Origin of the sequence: Haemophilus sputorum CCUG 13788, from assembly GCF_000238795.1 — a bacterium.
GTDB lineage: Bacteria > Pseudomonadota > Gammaproteobacteria > Enterobacterales > Pasteurellaceae > Haemophilus_A > Haemophilus_A sputorum.
Window position 1 is genome coordinate 1 of record NZ_AFNK01000037.1, and the last position, 17,452, is coordinate 17,452.

Below are 17,452 nucleotides of genomic sequence, written 5' to 3' on the forward strand. Positions count from 1 at the left end.
TTTTCAAATTAGATTGTCAGACATGAACACTTTGGAAAAAAGTGGTGGGCGATACCGGTCTCGAACCAGTGACCCCCTCCTTGTAAGGGAGGTGCTCTCCCAACTGAGCTAATCGCCCATGTCGTGAGGAGGCATTATAGAGATTTTTCCTTGCTCGTCAAACGCTTTTTTTCAAATTCAACGCATTTGTTGTTTTTTTCAACCAAACTCCGCTTTTTTTATCATTTTATTCGCCAAAACCGCTTGAAAAAAGAGTAAAATAGCGCTGTTTAACTAAATTATTACAAAACAGGCAATAAATAATATGAACATTGAAACCCTCTTTCCTTTAGATCCAAATGTTAAAGTGCGTACTCGTTTTGCTCCTAGCCCAACGGGTTACCTTCATGTAGGTGGCGCGAGAACAGCGCTTTATTCTTGGTTATACGCTAAACATTTTAACGGTGAATTCGTATTACGTATCGAAGATACCGATTTAGAGCGCTCAACGCCTGAAGCAACTGCAGCAATTTTAGAAGGCATGGAATGGCTAAATCTTGAATGGGAACATGGTCCTTATTTCCAAACAAAACGTTTTGATCGTTATAACCAAGTGATCGATCAAATGATTGAAGAAGGCACCGCATATCGTTGCTATTGCTCAAAAGAACGCCTTGAAGCTTTACGTAGTGAACAAGAAGCCAATAAAGAAAAAGCAAAATATGATCGTCACTGCTTAAATGATCACACACATTCTGCAGATGAACCACACGTAGTACGTTTTAAAAACCCAACTGAAGGCTCTGTGGTATTTGAAGATGCTGTGCGCGGACGTATTGAAATCAACAATAGCGAATTAGATGATTTAATCATTCGTCGTACTGATGGCTCACCAACTTACAATTTCTGCGTTGTGGTTGATGATTGGGATATGGGCATTACACATGTTGTACGTGGTGAAGACCACATCAATAATACCCCACGCCAAATCAACATTTTAAAAGCATTAGGGGCACCAATTCCAACTTATGCTCACGTTTCGATGATTAACGGTGATGATGGTCAAAAACTTTCTAAACGCCACGGTGCAGTAAGCGTAATGCAATACCGTGATGACGGTTATTTACCAGAAGCTCTAATTAACTACCTAGTCCGTTTAGGTTGGGGGCATGGCGACCAAGAGATCTTCAGCCGTGAAGAGATGATCGAATTATTCGATATTCATTCGGTCAGCAAATCTGCTAGTGCATTTAACACTGAAAAATTGCAATGGTTAAACCAACATTACATGCGTAGTTTACCCGCAGAACATGTTGCAAAATATCTGCAATGGCATATGGATGCACAAGGGATTGATACAAAAAATGGCCCAGCATTAGAAGCTATTATTCCAGTATTAAGTGAACGTGCAAAAACTTTAAAAGAATTAGCTGCATCAAGCCGTTATTTCTACCAAGAGTTTGAAGCCTATGATGAAAAAGCTGCAGCGAAAAACTTCAAACCTGAAGCGGTTGCACCACTTGCAAAATTATTGGAAAAATTGACCGCTTTAACTGATTGGAATGTTGAAGCAATTCATGATGCAATGAATGCAACAGCAGCAGAATTAGAAATCGGTATGGGTAAAGTCGGTATGCCATTCCGCTTAGCGGTAACAGGTTCTGGTCAATCTCCATCAATGGATATTACTGCTCAGCTTGTTGGCCGTGAACGTACACTTGCTCGTGTTCAAAAAGCCATCGACTACATTCAAGCCCAAGCCTAAATAAAGATTTCGGCTTGACACCTTTTCTGATGCTATTTATGATAGGCGTCACGGGGATATAGCTCAGTTGGGAGAGCGCTTGAATGGCATTCAAGAGGTCGTCGGTTCGATCCCGATTATCTCCACCAAATTCTAATTTTATATAGTATGATATAGTCCGATAAAGCCTTGATATATAGCATATCAAGGCTTTTTTGTTGTTCTAACAAGTCCGATAGAAACCAACCAAATCCACAAATTCTAGTAACACTAATAGTAACACCATGCTATGATAGGATCATATAGTGTTACTAAATTAATTATAACTTTATGATTTATAAAATAAATTTATAAAGTTTTTAGTGTTACTTCATTTTGGAGGTATCTAATGGCAAGAAGAACAACTCCCTTAACAGATACGGAGATAAAAAAAGCTAAGCCAAAAGAAAAAGAGTATAGCTTATGTGATGGTTATGGGCTTTTATTAAGAATTAAGCCTAACGGCTCTAAATTATGGCTATTTAATTATATACGACCTATTCTTGGTACAAGGACTAATTTAGGGCTAGGTACATATCCGATAGTTAGCTTAGCTGAAGCTAGAATGTTAAGAGATGACTGTCGTAAATTATTAGCTCAACAAATTGATCCTAAAAAACATAGAGAAGAACTAGAAAGAAAGCAGCTTATGGATACTCAAAGTTCCTTTGAGAAAGTTGCAGAACTTTGGAAAGAGAAAAAAAGTTCAGAAGTTGAAGAGAAAACGATCAATAAATATTGGCGAAACTTAGAGCTTCATCTTTTTCCTTTGATAGGTCGATATTCTATTAAAGAAATTAAGCCTTCTTTAGTAGTCCAAATGTTAAAGAAAGTGGAGGAAAATGGATCTCCAGATATGGTTCATAGACTATGCGGTCATCTAAATGAAATCTTAAATTTTGCGGTTAATAGTGGGTTAATTGAAAGTAATACTTGCCTAAAAATTAGCTCTACATTCAAGTCTGTTCGTCAAAGAAATAACCCTAGAGTAAGTATTGAAGAAATTCCTACCCTTATAAAATCAATACATAGTGCTAAGATTGAAAAGAAAACTCAATTATTAATCTTATTTCAATTATTAACAATGGTTAGACCTAATGAAGCAAGTAACGCTTCATGGAGCGAATTTGATTTTGATAAAAAAGAATGGAATATTCCTGCTGAAAGAATGAAAGTGAGGTTTCTACATACAGTACCATTATCATCCCAAGTAATGGCTTTGATAGAACAGCTAAGACCAATGACGGGTCATAATAAATATTTGTTTACTCATAGAAGTGATTTAAAGAAAGCAATGAGTTCATCTACTGTTAATATGGCACTAAAAAGGATGGGTTACAAAGATAAACAGACTGCACACGGATTAAGGGGATTGGCTAGAACTTTTTTAGCAGAACAAGGCGTTCAACATGAGCATGCTGAAGCTTGTCTAGCACATAAAACAGGAAGCCAAGTTAGCCTAGCTTATAATCATGCTAATTATTTGGAGAAAAGAAGGGATATTATGCAAATGTGGGGAGATTATATTGAGAAATGTTCTCAATCTTAAATTTTTTAGGAGAAATTACCATTAAACGGAGTTGTTTTTTTTTGACCTGCCTCTATTAATAATAAAAAAAACAACTAAATTTATTTATAAATTAGTTAAAAACACTTAATGAGTATCTATCTTGATAGATATGATTACTTACCTATGTAAAAGCTACAAATACAAATTGTAGCTTTTACTATATATTAAGATCTCTTAGCTACGTTTATTTTTGAAGAAGATTATCATTATAGATCTATATAGAGAGCTAAGGCTGATGATGAGAATCATCAGCCCTTGATCTATAATTTTTATTAATTAATAGAATTCTAATAATATGGGATCTTAAAAATAGGAAATCACTTAGATATAGAATATATAGTCAATATAATGCGAGAGACGCTTATGGCAGGAAAGATAAAAAACACGTAGGGTAATTCATCTATCCCTAAATAATGCTGCTAGCAGTGATTTAGATAGGTTATACAGCGTTTTCTGATAGTTAAATAATTTAGATAAAATAAGTATATTATAGATAGTGTCTATTTCGATTTAAGCAAAGAAATAATCTCTTTCAATGCTGAAATCTCGCTATCTTTTTGTTCAATCACTAGATCTCTTTGTTTCAATAGCTCATCTTTATGCGAAATAGTTAGTTTTAATCGATCGATTTCTGATGTCAAATTCTCATTTGAACCGTAGTAGTTAGTGTTATGATCATTCATGAAGAACAGTACATTCTTATCATCATTTTTGATTAGTTCTAAAACATCAATATTAAAGATATTGGCAATTTGCTCCAATTTATGAAGATTGAGCTTAGTTTCTCCACGTTCAATTTTTGCATATAGAGTTGCTGGACATACAACGGTGTCTCCATTGACTATAACGAAGATGACCTTCATCTGGATCAGGAGTATCCCATATCCAGTAAAACTCTTCTTTGAGTTCATAGGCTTCTTTTAAAGCAGGAAGATTACCTAACCAAGTATCTAAGAGGAATGATTCACGTTCATTTAGATCGTGTTTACGCTTTAGAAGGATAAACCTTTCACGCATAAGGGTACGTCTTTCTTTTTGGCTCATATGGGCTTTCAAAGACTTTCTGACGTTATCTAAGGCTTGATTAGCCATTCTAACTACATGAAACTTATCTACGACAACTTTAGCGTGTGGAAGGATAGTGTTCACTGCGTCTTTGTAGGGCTTCCACATATCCATTGTGACGTACTCAATGTAAGTCCTGTCACTGATTTCTGAAAGACGTTGGATGACTGTTTCCTTGTTACGGTTAGGCTTGATGTCATAAATAGTCCTGCGTTCAATATTAGTCAATACAAGCCGAGGTCTACGGATAATATGTATCTCGTCTATCCCAAGCCACTTAGGAGTTTCAAACTGGTATTCACGTTCTTTGAGTGCCACATAGTCCTTAAAAACGTTCCTAATGGTTTTCTCGTCAACACCAACGCTTTCTGCGACTTCTACAAAGGTCTTAGACATGGATTGCTCTTGAATGGACTTTAAAAGCCTTTTGGTCATACTACGCTTTTCATCTACAGATATTAGGCGTTCCTAGAAGGTAGATCCGCATTCACGACACTTGTATCGTCTACGGTTCAATTGTAAGCCCACTCGCTTTAAACGAATGGGCAAATCCATAATTAGTTGATTTCTTGAACTGTGTTTGTACAACTTGTCAAAACCACATTCAGGACAACGTTCAGGTGGTCCGACTGCTTCAACTTTAAACATCATATCGGTTTCATTTTATTGTGGCGGTTCTATTGTTTTAATGTCTGGTAGGGATAATAAGTCTGACATATTATTCATCCTTTATTACTCTGCGGTGTTAAGGTATCAATTATAGATTTGATGTCGAAATCATCAGTGTTAAATTATTTTTGTGACCACAAATGCACTTAGAAAATCCCTTAAAGCATTAGCTGGTTCACTTGAATAGGGAGTTGTAAAAAAGTTCCCTTAGCCTGCACAACAAGATAATTTCGAAATATCTTTATCGAACGTAAGTGCAACTAATTTTAGCCCTTCAGCCATTGTTAAATATGGTGCTAGGGTTTCTGTTAAATCTTCTATCGTTAAGCCAAATTTAACAGCTAATGATGCTGCATAGATGACATCTCCTGCATTTTCAGATACAATATGAACCCCTAATACTTTTAGTGTTTCTGCATCTGCTACTAGTTTAAATACACCGGTTGTTTCACGGTTTACAATTGCTCTTGGAACAGCATCTAAAGGTAATACAGATGTCTTCACATCATACCCTTTCTCTTTTGCTTGTTCTTCTGTTAAACCAACCGTTGCAACCGTCGGATTCGTAAACGTAACAGCAGGAACTACCGATAAATCTATTTTTTTGTTTAATCCACCAATAGCATTATCAGTAATAATTCCACCTTCATAGGCTGCTACATATACAAATTGTGGTCCTAAAGTCACATCTCCTGCTGCATAAATCTTTTCATTACTTGTTTGACCAAAATCATTGATCAGGATTTCATTATTTTTTCCAGTTTCAACACCTGCTGCACTTAAATTTAAAGAATCCGTATTTGGTTTTCTTCCAGTGGCAACAAGTAACTGATCTGATTCAATGACTTCTCTACTGCCATTTACTGTTACGTAAACCCTTTTTATCTCTCCACTTTGTTCAACACGCTCAAAAGTTGCCCCTTTGACAAGGTTTATACCCTGTTCAATTAACGCTTTTTCAACTGACTCTGAAATCTCAGGATCATACTCCTTTAAAAGTCGCTCACTTCTTTGCATAAGCGTTATTTCTGAACCTAAATGATGAAATAGTTGTCCAAGCTCCATTCCAATGTATCCTGAACCAATTACAGTTAATCGTTTTGGTATTTTCTTTAACTCAAGAAGTGTTGTACTAGTTAAATAGTCCATTTTTTCAAGTCCTGAAATTTGGGGCAACGAAGGCGATGCACCTGTTGCAATTAAAAAGCGTTTTGCAGATAACTTTGCCCCATTGACCTCAACCGTACTAGCATCAACGAATTTTGCTTCACCTTTAATTAAATCAAAATTATATTCATCAATTAAATCCATATATTTTTGATTCCGAAGTTCGCTCACCAATTTATCCTTTTGCGTGATTAAACTAGCTAAATCCACTTCTCCAGCGGATGTTTGTAAACCTATAAACGGATTGTCTTTTGATAAATGATTGATTTCCCCTGCCCTAAGAAGAGTTTTTGACGGAACACAGCCAATATTCACACAGGTTCCCCCAACCGTTCCACGCTCAATCATTCCAACTTTTGCACCGTATTCTATAGCTTTAATTGCCGAAGAAAAGGCAGCAGCACCAGAACCAATAATAAGAAGGTCATAATTGTCTTCATTAATTAACGCCACGTTTTCTAGTGATGATACTTCTTCAATTTCTCCGGCTTGGTAATTTGCTTCATCAATCGCCTTTATTGCACTTTCAACCTCAATATCATCGGGCAGTTCAAATACTGCTTCACCACGACGATAACTAGACTCAATATTTTTAGCACCTATCTTTTCAAGTGCTGATTCTACGTGTTTTTCACAACCCGTACAGGTCATTCCTGAAATGTTTACCTTAAATTTATTCATAAAAAAGCTCCTTTCGTTAATTAATCTCTCATGTTAATGTTTCTATTATTGGACACGAATGTAATTGCTTTTCAGCTGGACATCGTTGTTTTAAGTCGTCTAACATAGTTTCAATTCGTTTTAAATCCTCTATTTGTTTTTGCACTTCCTTTTGTTTTTTAGAAACAAATTCGAACATATCTTGACAACGAACTTCATCTTTATCTACAACACCAAGTAATTTATAAATCTCGCTTAAAGAGAAACCAAGTTCCTGTATTCGTTTAATAAACCCAACACGCTTAACGTCATCATATGAATATATCCGATAACCAGCTTCCGTTCGGTGAGGTTCTTGTAATAAATTTTTTCGCTCGTAATATCTGATCGTTTCTTTATTAACTCCACATTTATCTGCAAACTCACTAATGCGATAAATCATCTTATTTCACCCCCTGAATATTATAAACCATGTACCATAGTACACGGTCAAGTAAATTGGACTATTTTATTTTTTTCCCAAAGTATCACTCGTATGTGATTGATACTTTTATATAATACTATTGATTATCCTAACATCCCACCAGAAAATCCAATTTAAACACCAGTTGTTTTTAAACTATTAAGAAAGTAATTCCATTATATATTCCGAAGACCCAAAAAAAGAAATAATGCTAAAAAATGCATTTAATGAATTTTCATTAAAAATGGATAAAAGAGAAAAAGAGCAGCTATCTGAATTAGAAAATAAATATTCTAGTAAAAAGAACAGTCTTCTTCAGATAAAAATAAAGCTATTTCTGATTCGGAACAAAAATTACTAGAAAATGAAAATCATTATAAAAGAATGTCTAGCCAAATCGAATTAGATGCTAAAAACTATAAAAGAGCAGGAGCAAGTGATAAAGAAGTGTCTGAGTCTTTAGAACGTAACAAAAAGGAACTTTCTAATAATTACAATCATCATAAAAATAGATTCAATCAAGAAAGGGATGATAAGGTTAAGAATATTGAAGATAATCTTAGGATTTTAGAAGAATCTTACCCTCAAGATATTAATAGAGTAAAAATTTATTATCAACAAGAAAGGGATAAATATTTATCTGAAACTAAAGAACAGTTAGATAAAATGGTTAGAGAACATGAACAAGCAATAGAAGTTTATAGAAATCAATATAACAGTGGCATAAAAGCACCTATACGTTATAAAATTGAAAGTAGTGATAATGGAAAAGATTTTTATGTAACTATTCAATAAAAAATAAAGCCTAATAGATTAACTCCCTATTAGGCTTTTATTTTATAAAGTTAAATTTATATTAAGGTATTCCATGAGAGCATTTTGAAGTGGTATAACATCTCTCCTAGATTTAAATTTATGATCAACAATATCATTTAATTCTTTAAGGCTGGTTTTAATTTCCATAATTTCATTTTTTAAATCTAAAATATTCATTTTACGAATGAAGTTTTTTACTTTTTTTAGTGTATTCTTATTCAATTCATTTTCCATTATATTTAATATTCTTCTCATTTTAACCATTCTTTTAAAATCATTATCTTCTATATTCAATATACTATTAATACTTTCTTCAAATGAATCGTATCCATCCAATAATTTCTCATTATAATTGTAAAAAAATGCGATAGATACTGACTTTCCTATTCTTGCTTGAGTTCTAAAAATTGCTTGAACTATTTCTGATTTTACTAGATCTTTAGATTCTATTTTAGTATTTAATACTTCAGAAAGTCTCTCTGCATGAAATGAATTATTAAACCACTCACCAAAAAATATTATTGAATCATATTTTATATACTCATTTGTAGCTCTACACTTTCCTGAATTATAATGAATAACCTCATATTTATCTCGCAAATCTTTACTAATATTTTCTTTAATGAAGTTAGGTAGATTCTCTATATGAAATGTATTATTCCATGTAATAACAAGATGTTTATTTCCATTATTCATAGAAATATATTTCTCAAGTTTTCTTATGTCTTCAACAATATCTTTTTTATGTTTCTCATTACTTTTTCTTGTCCTTCGTGTTGATAACAATGTATCATAATAAATATTATTATTTATAACTACTTTACTTTGATTATATCTTTCTATATTCCAATTATTACTACCTTCAAATAAAAATTCTGCTGTGGCATCTAAAATAATTAATTTTGTATCTTCATCTATAAAGTCATTAATATCTTGGTGTATGATAATATCTGATGATATATCTGTATTAGATAGATCTCCTAAAGATACTATAAGTTTATTGAATAGCCAGCTAACTCTTTCATGATATAGTTTTTCATTTTTTATATCAGGTAAATCATTAAATAATTCATTAAATATATTTTTGTCAAAATTTATTATATTCTTAATTGTCTCCTTATTTAGCCTTATCTCTTTTCCGTATATCAACTCTCTCTTATAAAGTTCTACTAATAATTTCTCATGTTTTACTACTATATCCGTATAAGGGGTCTGGAATTCATCAAAGATAACTAATTCTCTCTTTGTTATCTCTTTCTTTATGGGATCATCATAGTTAATAAATATATTGCTTGATTCATATAAAGCCCTCCAGTTATTAGTTACTACTATTCTATATTTTGACAAAGCATAAATATTACATTCTAATTCTTTTAATGTATCGCTTCCTTTATAAATTCCACAAATGGACTGTTTAGGATTTAATGCTTTAACATCAAATACAAGCCTTTTAATTTCTTCATTTGTTTTTACAATAATCAAAGTAGACTTATCAGTATTAGCACAAAGAACCTTTAAATTTGTGGTTTTCCCTGAGCCGCAACCCCAAGCTAAGACTTGCCTATTTGAATAGCTATCTATGCTATTCTTAAGTTTGTAACTGCTATCATCTACTTTATCTAGTAAATAGTTACGCCTAGAAAGTAGATAGTTATTATCATCTACATTGTAATCAATCTCATTATTTTTTAATCTCCATCCCTTCCATTTATCTGGAAAACTTACATTTTCTTTCTTCATAATAATCTCCATAAAAAAGCCACTAAATAGTGGCTTGGATTTAAATTTTTAGCATATAGATATTATCTATTTCAGTTCTTTTTAAATAATCTACTTTTATCAATTCATTTATAGCTTTAATGAATAAATCTCTTTTTAAGTTAAAAACAGATTCCGAGTTGAAAGTAGTTAACGTTATTTCTTTATTTTCATTTTTACTTTTTATGATTAATGTGTATAAGACATTTCTAGCATTGCTAGTTAACTTCTTAAAACGTTTCTCTAATGGCAATTTCCTATTAATAATTGAAAAAATCTTATCATCTACTGTTTTAAGCATAGATCACCTCATTTAGGTTTTTAATGTTGTTTAAGTACCGATTTACATCAGATTCAAAGTAGCCTACGGAGTTAGCTCCTAGGCTAACTTTTTTGGGAAAATTAGGCTTATAATAAGCAGAACTTTTATCCTGCCAAGTGTAGAATGTACTTTTAGATATTCCTAATATCGTTAAAAATTCTTTTACCCTGATTATTCTATCCATGGTAAAACCCCTATATATAAAAAGGGTATTACTCTTTAGTTAGTAATACCCTTATATTATTGCGTTTAAAAAAATGATCTGTAATATCACTTTTGATAAGGCGTATAGCCTCTATTTCATATATTAATAAGAAATCCTTACTGTTGTATGGTCTAACTAAAATCAACTTGAGACCATCCTATACTTCCTCCAGATTGCTTGCAAGCATTTTTTGAACAAATTTTCTGCTTTCCAACATAGGAAACTTATCTTATTCATTCTCATATATAACTAATGTTTTCATTAAGAAAATTTTTAAAAATTTCTGTCTAAAAAATAGTCGAATAATACTATTTTACTTTTTTAGATATTTTCCTATTGTTGTGCTACCATTAACTCACAAGGTAGCATACCAGTGCTTTAATTATTATAGATAATCTATCACTTCATTTTTTAGTAACACCAATAGTAACACCGAATACAATCCCAACAAATAAAGTTATTATAAATAAAAGACTTATATTACTAGTTCAAGTGAGATTATCCCACCAAATAAAACAGAAGCCTTGAATCATTGATTCGAGGCTTTTTCTTTTCTGAAATTCAGCAAAGTCTTTATGATTCAATAAAAAAGCCCTGAAGCTCACTTCAAGGCTTATTCATTATTACTGATTAGAATGGGAATTTCATTCCCGGTGGTAATGGCATACCAGCAGTAACGCTTGCCATTTTTTCTTTCTGTAATTCTTCTGCACGGCGTACAGCATCATTAAATGCTGCAGCGACTAAATCTTCAACCATCTCTTTATCATCTTCCATCAATGATGGATCGATTTCAATACGGCGACAGTTGTGTGCGCCATTGATCGTTACTTTTACTAAGCCTGCACCTGATTCGCCAATGACTTCCAGTTGCGCAATCTCTTCTTGCATTTTTTGCATACGCTCTTGCATTTGTTGCGCTTGTTTCATTAGGTTGCCTAAACCACCTTTTCCAAACATCTGATGTTCCTCATAAAAATTAAAAGACGGCTCATTTTACTGAACCGTCTTTGATTAGGCAAGCGGTAGGATTTTGCATTTTTTTTGCAAAATTGACCCGCTTGTACGTTACTCAACTGAGAATTTTACTGGCACGGTAACCTGTGATGGGAAGCCCGCTGGTGGTGCTTCTACACTGGTACTTTCTACGGCTTTAACTGCAGCACCGTCTAAACTTTCGTTGCCTGAGCTATTTAGCACTCGCACGCCACTAATTTGACCGCTCGGCGATAAATTAAAGCTTACGGTTGCCGTTCCCATCTTACGCATCATTTTTTCACGTTTTGGATAGGTATTATTTGCTCGGCGCTGAATCGCACGCTGTAAAGTTGCTCGGTACGCATTTATATCACTGCTTGATGCGCCTCCAGCCTTATTACCGCTGCCATTACCGTTGCCACTTGCCGCATTGCCATTTGGTGAGCCATTTGCACTACCAATATTCCCTTTGCCAAGTGGATTACCATTAGCAATTCCCTCTTTGGCTTCTTTCCCTTGTACTACATTTGGTGCAGCCTTAGCGACAATCCCTTGTTTTACTTCTGGACCGGTTTCTATTGCTTTAACTGGTTTTTCTACTTTTGGCTTCTCTTTTGGTTTTTCTTTCGGCTTTTCAGGCGGTTTCGGTTTCTCTTTTGGTTTTTCCGGTGGTTTTTCTTTTGGTTTTTCTTTCGGTTTTTCTGGTGGTTTTGGCACAACTTTTGGCTCAGGAATAGCCTCTTCAACCGGTTCTGGTTTTGGCTCTTCAATGACCTCTTCTGGCTCTGGAGCTTTCTCTGGTGCTTTTTCCTCTGGAGTCGGTTCTGTTGTCACTGCCACCTCAGGTTGTTCAGCAAGAGCAGCCATCATTTCCATCGAAATACTGGAAACTTCTTCTTCAACAACTGGTTTCGTGTCAGTTAAACGCAAACTCAAAAACCAAAATAAAGCGACCGCCATCGCATGTAGGATGATGGAGGTTGCTAAACCAATCCGAGAATTTGTTTTATCCATTCTCTCATCCTATTTGCTATTTGCCATTATCTTTACGTGTAATAATGCCAACATTTTTAATGTCATTAGCAGACAATAAATCCGTTAACTCAACAAATTTCTCAAAGCTAACCGCACCATCAACTTTTAAGGTAACACGCTGGGCTTTATCCCAAGTACGAATCTCATTAGTTAATTGTTCTTTGTCTGTTGGCTTATCGTTAAAGTAGAACTGATTATCGGCCGTAATCGTGATGAGTTTTGCCAAATCATCCGCTTTCACATTTTGCGTTGTGGTAGCTTTTGGCACATTCACTTGAATCTTACCTTGCGAGATAAATGAGGCTGTTACCAACACAATCGCAAGCAACACCAACATAATATCGATAAAAGGAATAATGTTGATTTCATCAAATTTTTTCATTGAACACCTCGTTAATTTCTTGAAAAATTCGACCGCTTGTTAAGCGTCTTTACGAGCGTGTAATGCTTGCCATCTGAGTTTATTTTCATCTACTTTACGGTTAAAACCGCTATAAAACATCATTGCGGGAATAGCGACTAAAATACCTGCTGCCGTTGCTTTTAGCGCTAAAGAAAGGTGAACCATGATAGATGCTGCATCAATCTCTCCACCAGCATGACCTAACTCATAGAAAGTTAATAAAATCCCGATCACTGTTCCTAATAAGCCGATATAAGGCGCATTTGCCCCAATCGTTGAAATTGTGGTTAAGTTACGCGTGAGATCAATTTCTAGTTCTTCTTGAGTCTCATATTCGGCCACTTTTAAGTTGCTATAAAATAAAATTCGTTCAACAATTTTCCAGACTAAAATAATGCTCATTAAGCCTAATAAGCCTAAAATAATGTAGTCAATGTATGCTTGTAAGAATTGAAATAGTTGCTCCATAACGTCCTCTACGGAAAATAAAGAAAAAATGCGATAACGCATTTGAAAATTGTTCGTAATTATACTGGGTGCATTAAAAATTTCAACTTGAAATAATAGAGATTCTCTTTTAGATTTAGTGATATATTACGCTTTTTTTCAGCGAGAATAATGATGGAAACCTTTACTGAAATTAGCCCACAACAAGCTTGGGAATTGTTACAAACCGAAGAAAATGCTGTGCTAGTCGATATTCGTGATAATATTCGTTTTACTTATAGCCACCCACAAGGGGCTTTTCATTTAACCAATCAAAGTTATGGGCAATTTTTAGATGAGGTCGATTACGAAGACCCCATCATTGTCAGTTGCTATCATGGCAATTCTAGTCGTAATACCGCACAATTTTTAGTTGAGCAAGGTTTCGAACAAGTTTATAGCCTTGCCGGTGGATTTGATGGTTGGATGCGAGCAGAATTACCTATTGAAACCGCATATCCTTAACCCTATTTGGCACATATTTATAAAAGGTATAGAGAATGGATTATATTGTTAACGTTACCGAAGCAAATTTTAGCGAAGTGTGGCAAGCCACCCAGCAGATTCCTGTTGTATTTAGCTTTACCTCTTTGCAAGATGTTGCTTCTATTGAAACTGATGCCATGCTCAGACGCTTAGTCGACGAGTACCCCAAACAATTTCTATTAGCCACCGTCAATTGCGATGAACAGCGTGAACTTGCGATGCAATTTCGTGTGCAAACCTTACCTACGCTCTACTTTTTTTCAAACGGTCAACCCATTGATATGGCGCAAGGTAAACTCAGTGAGCAAGAGCTACGCATACGTTTAGCCAACATTTTACCGAAAGAAGAAGAACTCAAATTCAATCGTGCCTTAGAATTATTGCAAGATGAACGTTATGAGCAAGCACTTCCATTATTAAAATCAGCTTGGGAGCTGAGCGAGAAAAAAAATAGTGATTTTGCCTTGCTCTATGCAGAAACATTTATTGTGATGAAGAAAACGGAAGAAGCCAAAGCCGTATTAACCCAAATTCCGATTCAAGACCGAGATTCTCGCTGGCAAGGGCTTCAAGCACAAATTGAATTGTTAGAACAAGCCGCTGAGTCGCCTGAATTACAACAATTACAAGCCGATTACGCCACTAAAAAAACACCAGAAATTGCGATACGTCTAGCAAACCAGTTGCACCAAGTCGGTAAAAATGAAGAAGCCTTAACGCTCTTATTTGAATGGTTAAAAGGTGATTTAAATGCAGGCAATGGTGAGGTAAAAAGTCAATTTTTAGCCATTCTTTCAGCATTAGGCAGCGATGCTATCGTACCGAAATTTAGAAGACAGCTTTATTCTTTGCTTTATTAATTACAAGCGGTCAAATTTTTAGCGAATTTTACAAACAAGGACAATACAATGACAACCAAACATGCCAAATTATTGATTTTAGGTTCAGGCCCAGCAGGTTATACCGCAGCAGTCTATGCCGCGCGTGCTAATTTAAACCCAGTATTAGTTACCGGTATGCAACAAGGCGGGCAATTAACTACCACAGATGAAATCGAGAACTGGCCAGGCGAATACGAACACACTACCGGCACAGGCTTAATGGATAAAATGCTTAAACATGCCGAAAAATTTAATACTGAAATTGTGTTCGACCATATCAACAAAGTTGATCTCTCTAAACGTCCATTTACGCTGACTGGCGATATGAATACCTTCACTTGTGATGCTCTAATTATTGCCACTGGTGCATCTGCTAAATATTTAGGTCTGCCATCAGAAGAAGCTTTCAAAGGCAGAGGCGTTTCAGCTTGCGCAACTTGTGATGGCTTTTTCTATCGTAATAAACCTGTTGTCGTGGTAGGCGGCGGAAACACGGCTGTTGAAGAAGCTTTATACTTAGCGAACATTGCAAGCGAAGTGCATTTAGTACATCGTCGTGATAGCTTCCGTGCAGAGAAAATTTTGTTAGGTCGCCTACAAAAACGTGTAGAAGAAGGCAAAATCGTATTGCATACCAACCGAACTGTTGAAGAAGTATTAGGCGATAATGCAGGTGTTACGGGTGTACGTGTTATCTCCACCGTTAATGGAGAAAAAGAAGAAATCAAAGCGGATGGCTTCTTTGTTGCTATCGGACATGCCCCAAATACAGCTATTTTTGAAGGTCAACTTGAATTAGATAATGGTTACATTAAAGTAAAATCAGGTCTAGAAGGCAATGCAACCGCAACTTCTGTCGAAGGCGTATTTGCGGCTGGTGATGTGATGGATCATAACTACCGCCAAGCCATCACCTCTGCTGGAACAGGCTGTATGGCAGCATTAGATGCTGAACGTTTCTTAGATGCACAAGAGGCTTAATATGAGTTTTACTGTTATTATTCCTGCCCGCTATGCTTCGAGCCGCTTACCTCGTAAGCCTTTGCTTGATATTGCAGGCAAACCGATGATTCAGCATGTTTGGGAAAAAGCCCAGCAAGCAGGCGCTAACCGCGTAATTATCGCCACAGATCATCCTGAAATTGAAGCAGTTGCCCACGCTTTTGGTGCAGAAGTTTGCATGACATCTACCGCCCACAATTCTGGTACTGAGCGCTTAGCAGAAGTGATCGAAAAAATGGCGATTGCCAATAATGAAATTATTGTAAATGTACAAGGCGATGAGCCATTGATTCCACCAGTCATTGTGGCGCAAGTGGCTGAAAACTTAGATAAATACCAAGTGAATATGGCAACGCTTGCGGTAAAACTGAACACGAAAGAAGAACTCTTTAATCCGAATGCAGTAAAAACCTTAACAGATCAACATGGTTTTGCGCTTTATTTCTCTCGTGCGCCCATTCCATTTGCACGTGATCATTTTGCGGATTGTGACGATGCTTTTGTTGCGAGTCAAAACTACCTTCGCCATATTGGCATTTATGCCTACCGTGCAGGCTTTGTAAAACAATATGTTGCTTGGCAACCGACAACGCTAGAGCAGCTAGAATCATTAGAGCAACTGCGCGCATTGTGGTATGGCGAAAAAATTCACCTTGAATTAGCCAAAGAAGTTCCTCAAGTGGGTGTGGATACCGCTGAAGATTTAGAAAGAGTCCGTGCGATTCTAAGCGCATAACAAGCGGTCATTTTTACAAAATCTTTTGCAAACTAGACGTTTTGTTACAATGGGCGCATTACACTATGCGCTCAATTTTTATTTCAGCGGAATCCCGCATTGGAGAAATTATGTTAGGAAATATCTTAGGCTCTGTTGCCTCTTCTATTTTAAACAACGGCAACAATAGTCAATCTACGGCTATCAACCTCATCAAAGCTTTATTGCAATCGCAAGGTGGCATTGAAGGCATTATCGCTCGTTTCCAACAAAGTGGTTTAGAAGGCGTATTAAAATCTTGGATCAGCGCAGATGAACCAAATCAACCTATTACTGCTAATCAAGTAACTGAAGTCGTTGGCCAAGAAAATATGGCTGTGGCAGCACAAGAAGTGGGCGTAGATGAAAAAGATGCTAGCGACATTTTGGCACAATACTTGCCAAAATTAGTCGATATGATCACACCAGATGGTAAACTACCAGACTTAAAAAATTTCAGTACTAACGATTTAATTGCACAAGCTGCAAAAGGCATGCTAGGGAATTTATTTAAATAATGTGTCAAGTTTACCGCTCTACCGCTAAAAAAGGCTTTTGGTTAGCTAGCTTATATAATTGGGTCACCATTTTAGGCTTAAACCAATTCTTTACTAGCAACGTACTGACAGAAACCGATCCTATCGTATTCTCATGGATGGGACAGGTTCTAATTTTGCTCTGGGGAGCGGTTTACTTTTGGCGAGCACATCGATTTAATCAAGCGCCCTTACTCACAAGCATATTTGCGATTACTAAGTTTATCTATTTCATCGCTTGGCTTTATTGGCTGCTTAATTTCCCAGAAAAACTAGATGCCCTTGCAGGTCAATCCATGTGGCTATTCTGTTTCTTCGCAGGCTATGGCTATATTGAACTTATGTTTGCAGGTTTCTTTAGTTTAGTTGCTTGGCATACATTTAAAGGGCATTATCGTTAAGCTCGTTTACTTAATGCAAAATAAAAGGACTGA

General features: G+C 35.5%; 21 protein-coding genes and 2 tRNA genes. 10 read left to right on the top strand and 13 right to left on the bottom strand.

The features are described 5' to 3' along the window. Nucleotides 1–42: 42 nt before the first annotated feature. Nucleotides 43–118: transfer RNA gene (locus HSP_RS0106165), tRNA-Val, on the bottom strand. 186 nt (nt 119–304) lie between these two features. Here HSP_RS0106165 and gltX point away from each other — a divergent pair. The 3 genes from gltX (at nt 305) to HSP_RS0106180 (ending at nt 3,311) form a co-directional block, all read left to right on the top strand. Further along, on the top strand, nt 305–1,744 hold the full coding sequence (gene gltX / locus HSP_RS0106170) for a glutamate--tRNA ligase (protein ID WP_007526628.1): 1,440 nt from the start codon (nt 305–307) through the stop codon (nt 1,742–1,744). A gap of 52 nt (nt 1,745–1,796) precedes the next feature. Beyond that, nucleotides 1,797–1,872: transfer RNA gene (locus HSP_RS0106175), tRNA-Ala, on the top strand. A 239-nt stretch (nt 1,873–2,111) separates the two neighbouring features. Then, the gene (locus HSP_RS0106180; RefSeq protein WP_007526596.1) at nt 2,112–3,311 is read left to right on the top strand and encodes a tyrosine-type recombinase/integrase; all 1,200 of its coding nucleotides are present in this window, start codon (nt 2,112–2,114) and stop codon (nt 3,309–3,311) included. A 521-nt stretch (nt 3,312–3,832) separates the two neighbouring features. Here the strand turns inward: HSP_RS0106180 and HSP_RS0106185 are convergent. The 5 genes from HSP_RS0106185 to merR all read right to left on the bottom strand — a co-directional run bounded on the left by HSP_RS0106185 (nt 3,833) and on the right by merR (nt 7,335). Continuing rightward, a complete protein-coding gene (locus tag HSP_RS0106185) occupies nt 3,833–4,015 on the bottom strand; it encodes a hypothetical protein (protein ID WP_007526603.1) in 183 nt (60 codons plus the stop codon). A gap of 109 nt (nt 4,016–4,124) precedes the next feature. After that, a complete protein-coding gene (locus tag HSP_RS10940; RefSeq protein ID WP_255747701.1) occupies nt 4,125–4,856 on the bottom strand; it encodes an ISL3 family transposase in 732 nt (243 codons plus the stop codon). Between the two features lie 9 nt (nt 4,857–4,865). Continuing rightward, nucleotides 4,866–5,048, bottom strand: coding sequence for a transposase family protein (locus tag HSP_RS11600; protein ID WP_331271023.1), 183 nt, complete (start codon nt 5,046–5,048; stop codon nt 4,866–4,868). A 225-nt stretch (nt 5,049–5,273) separates the two neighbouring features. Further along, complete coding sequence (gene merA / locus HSP_RS0106195; RefSeq protein WP_001031935.1) at nt 5,274–6,914, bottom strand: mercury(II) reductase; 1,641 nt, start codon at nt 6,912–6,914, stop codon at nt 5,274–5,276. Between the two features lie 28 nt (nt 6,915–6,942). Continuing rightward, nucleotides 6,943–7,335: an Hg(II)-responsive transcriptional regulator gene (merR, locus tag HSP_RS0106200; RefSeq protein ID WP_007526597.1), complete on the bottom strand. Its 393-nt coding sequence runs from the start codon at nt 7,333–7,335 to the stop codon at nt 6,943–6,945. Nucleotides 7,336–7,740: 405 nt separating this feature from the next. Here merR and HSP_RS0106210 point away from each other — a divergent pair, with 405 nt between their 5' ends. Then, nucleotides 7,741–8,151: a hypothetical protein gene (locus HSP_RS0106210; RefSeq protein ID WP_007526598.1), complete on the top strand. Its 411-nt coding sequence runs from the start codon at nt 7,741–7,743 to the stop codon at nt 8,149–8,151. Between the two features lie 42 nt (nt 8,152–8,193). Here HSP_RS0106210 and HSP_RS0106215 read toward each other — a convergent pair whose 3' ends face one another. The 7 genes from HSP_RS0106215 to exbB form a co-directional block, all read right to left on the bottom strand. Beyond that, nucleotides 8,194–9,912, bottom strand: a complete 1,719-nt coding sequence (locus HSP_RS0106215) for a hypothetical protein (RefSeq protein WP_005644504.1) — start codon at nt 9,910–9,912, stop codon at nt 8,194–8,196. Nucleotides 9,913–9,952: 40 nt separating this feature from the next. Then, on the bottom strand, nt 9,953–10,231 hold the full coding sequence (locus HSP_RS0106220; RefSeq protein WP_010129410.1) for a hypothetical protein: 279 nt from the start codon (nt 10,229–10,231) through the stop codon (nt 9,953–9,955). Then, nucleotides 10,224–10,436 carry a helix-turn-helix transcriptional regulator gene (locus HSP_RS0106225; protein ID WP_010129411.1) on the bottom strand — a complete coding sequence of 71 codons (213 nt, stop codon included), beginning with the start codon at nt 10,434–10,436 and terminating at the stop codon, nt 10,224–10,226. Before HSP_RS0106225 ends, HSP_RS0106220 begins: the two co-directional genes overlap by 8 nt. Nucleotides 10,437–11,087: 651 nt before the next feature. Continuing rightward, nucleotides 11,088–11,417 (bottom strand): YbaB/EbfC family nucleoid-associated protein, encoded by a 330-nt coding sequence (locus HSP_RS0106230; RefSeq protein WP_007526601.1) that lies wholly within the window; start codon nt 11,415–11,417, stop codon nt 11,088–11,090. A gap of 108 nt (nt 11,418–11,525) precedes the next feature. Continuing rightward, nucleotides 11,526–12,449, bottom strand: a complete 924-nt coding sequence (locus HSP_RS0106235; protein WP_007526622.1) for an energy transducer TonB family protein — start codon at nt 12,447–12,449, stop codon at nt 11,526–11,528. A 16-nt stretch (nt 12,450–12,465) separates the two neighbouring features. Then, nucleotides 12,466–12,852 (bottom strand): TonB system transport protein ExbD, encoded by a 387-nt coding sequence (gene exbD, locus HSP_RS0106240; protein WP_007526606.1) that lies wholly within the window; start codon nt 12,850–12,852, stop codon nt 12,466–12,468. Nucleotides 12,853–12,891: 39 nt separating this feature from the next. Then, nucleotides 12,892–13,341 (bottom strand): TonB-system energizer ExbB, encoded by a 450-nt coding sequence (gene exbB / locus HSP_RS0106245; RefSeq protein WP_007526620.1) that lies wholly within the window; start codon nt 13,339–13,341, stop codon nt 12,892–12,894. A gap of 150 nt (nt 13,342–13,491) precedes the next feature. Between exbB and glpE the strand changes: the two genes are divergently transcribed. The 6 genes from glpE (at nt 13,492) to HSP_RS0106275 (ending at nt 17,419) form a co-directional block, all read left to right on the top strand. Next, nucleotides 13,492–13,824: a thiosulfate sulfurtransferase GlpE gene (glpE, locus tag HSP_RS0106250; RefSeq protein WP_007526595.1), complete on the top strand. Its 333-nt coding sequence runs from the start codon at nt 13,492–13,494 to the stop codon at nt 13,822–13,824. Between the two features lie 35 nt (nt 13,825–13,859). Further along, nucleotides 13,860–14,705 carry a co-chaperone YbbN gene (locus tag HSP_RS0106255; RefSeq protein ID WP_007526624.1) on the top strand — a complete coding sequence of 282 codons (846 nt, stop codon included), beginning with the start codon at nt 13,860–13,862 and terminating at the stop codon, nt 14,703–14,705. 48 nt (nt 14,706–14,753) lie between these two features. Further along, a complete protein-coding gene (gene trxB / locus HSP_RS0106260; protein WP_007526589.1) occupies nt 14,754–15,707 on the top strand; it encodes a thioredoxin-disulfide reductase in 954 nt (317 codons plus the stop codon). A 1-nt stretch (nt 15,708) separates the two neighbouring features. Beyond that, nucleotides 15,709–16,464 (top strand): 3-deoxy-manno-octulosonate cytidylyltransferase, encoded by a 756-nt coding sequence (gene kdsB, locus HSP_RS0106265; RefSeq protein WP_007526580.1) that lies wholly within the window; start codon nt 15,709–15,711, stop codon nt 16,462–16,464. A 110-nt stretch (nt 16,465–16,574) separates the two neighbouring features. Next, complete coding sequence (locus tag HSP_RS0106270) at nt 16,575–17,000, top strand: YidB family protein (protein ID WP_029495237.1); 426 nt, start codon at nt 16,575–16,577, stop codon at nt 16,998–17,000. Beyond that, nucleotides 17,000–17,419 carry a hypothetical protein gene (locus HSP_RS0106275; protein WP_007526594.1) on the top strand — a complete coding sequence of 140 codons (420 nt, stop codon included), beginning with the start codon at nt 17,000–17,002 and terminating at the stop codon, nt 17,417–17,419. Before HSP_RS0106270 ends, HSP_RS0106275 begins: the two co-directional genes overlap by 1 nt. Nucleotides 17,420–17,452: the final 33 nt, after the last annotated feature.

Bases quoted from the DNA above. Each gene is read 5' to 3' on its own strand.
- gltX (WP_007526628.1), top strand. From the start codon at position 305: ATGAACATTGAAACCCTCTTTCCTTTAGATCCAAATGTTAAAGTGCGT.
- HSP_RS0106180 (WP_007526596.1), top strand. From the start codon at position 2,112: ATGGCAAGAAGAACAACTCCCTTAACAGATACGGAGATAAAAAAAGCT.
- HSP_RS0106185 (WP_007526603.1), bottom strand. From the start codon at position 4,015: ATGAATGATCATAACACTAACTACTACGGTTCAAATGAGAATTTGACA.
- HSP_RS11600 (WP_331271023.1), bottom strand. From the start codon at position 5,048: ATGATGTTTAAAGTTGAAGCAGTCGGACCACCTGAACGTTGTCCTGAA.
- merA (WP_001031935.1), bottom strand. From the start codon at position 6,914: ATGAATAAATTTAAGGTAAACATTTCAGGAATGACCTGTACGGGTTGT.
- merR (WP_007526597.1), bottom strand. From the start codon at position 7,335: ATGATTTATCGCATTAGTGAGTTTGCAGATAAATGTGGAGTTAATAAA.
- HSP_RS0106210 (WP_007526598.1), top strand. From the start codon at position 7,741: ATGTCTAGCCAAATCGAATTAGATGCTAAAAACTATAAAAGAGCAGGA.
- HSP_RS0106215 (WP_005644504.1), bottom strand. From the start codon at position 9,912: ATGAAGAAAGAAAATGTAAGTTTTCCAGATAAATGGAAGGGATGGAGA.
- HSP_RS0106220 (WP_010129410.1), bottom strand. From the start codon at position 10,231: ATGCTTAAAACAGTAGATGATAAGATTTTTTCAATTATTAATAGGAAA.
- HSP_RS0106225 (WP_010129411.1), bottom strand. From the start codon at position 10,436: ATGGATAGAATAATCAGGGTAAAAGAATTTTTAACGATATTAGGAATA.
- HSP_RS0106230 (WP_007526601.1), bottom strand. From the start codon at position 11,417: ATGTTTGGAAAAGGTGGTTTAGGCAACCTAATGAAACAAGCGCAACAA.
- HSP_RS0106235 (WP_007526622.1), bottom strand. From the start codon at position 12,449: ATGGATAAAACAAATTCTCGGATTGGTTTAGCAACCTCCATCATCCTA.
- exbD (WP_007526606.1), bottom strand. From the start codon at position 12,852: ATGAAAAAATTTGATGAAATCAACATTATTCCTTTTATCGATATTATG.
- exbB (WP_007526620.1), bottom strand. From the start codon at position 13,341: ATGGAGCAACTATTTCAATTCTTACAAGCATACATTGACTACATTATT.
- glpE (WP_007526595.1), top strand. From the start codon at position 13,492: ATGATGGAAACCTTTACTGAAATTAGCCCACAACAAGCTTGGGAATTG.
- HSP_RS0106255 (WP_007526624.1), top strand. From the start codon at position 13,860: ATGGATTATATTGTTAACGTTACCGAAGCAAATTTTAGCGAAGTGTGG.
- trxB (WP_007526589.1), top strand. From the start codon at position 14,754: ATGACAACCAAACATGCCAAATTATTGATTTTAGGTTCAGGCCCAGCA.
- kdsB (WP_007526580.1), top strand. From the start codon at position 15,709: ATGAGTTTTACTGTTATTATTCCTGCCCGCTATGCTTCGAGCCGCTTA.
- HSP_RS0106270 (WP_029495237.1), top strand. From the start codon at position 16,575: ATGTTAGGAAATATCTTAGGCTCTGTTGCCTCTTCTATTTTAAACAAC.
- HSP_RS0106275 (WP_007526594.1), top strand. From the start codon at position 17,000: ATGTGTCAAGTTTACCGCTCTACCGCTAAAAAAGGCTTTTGGTTAGCT.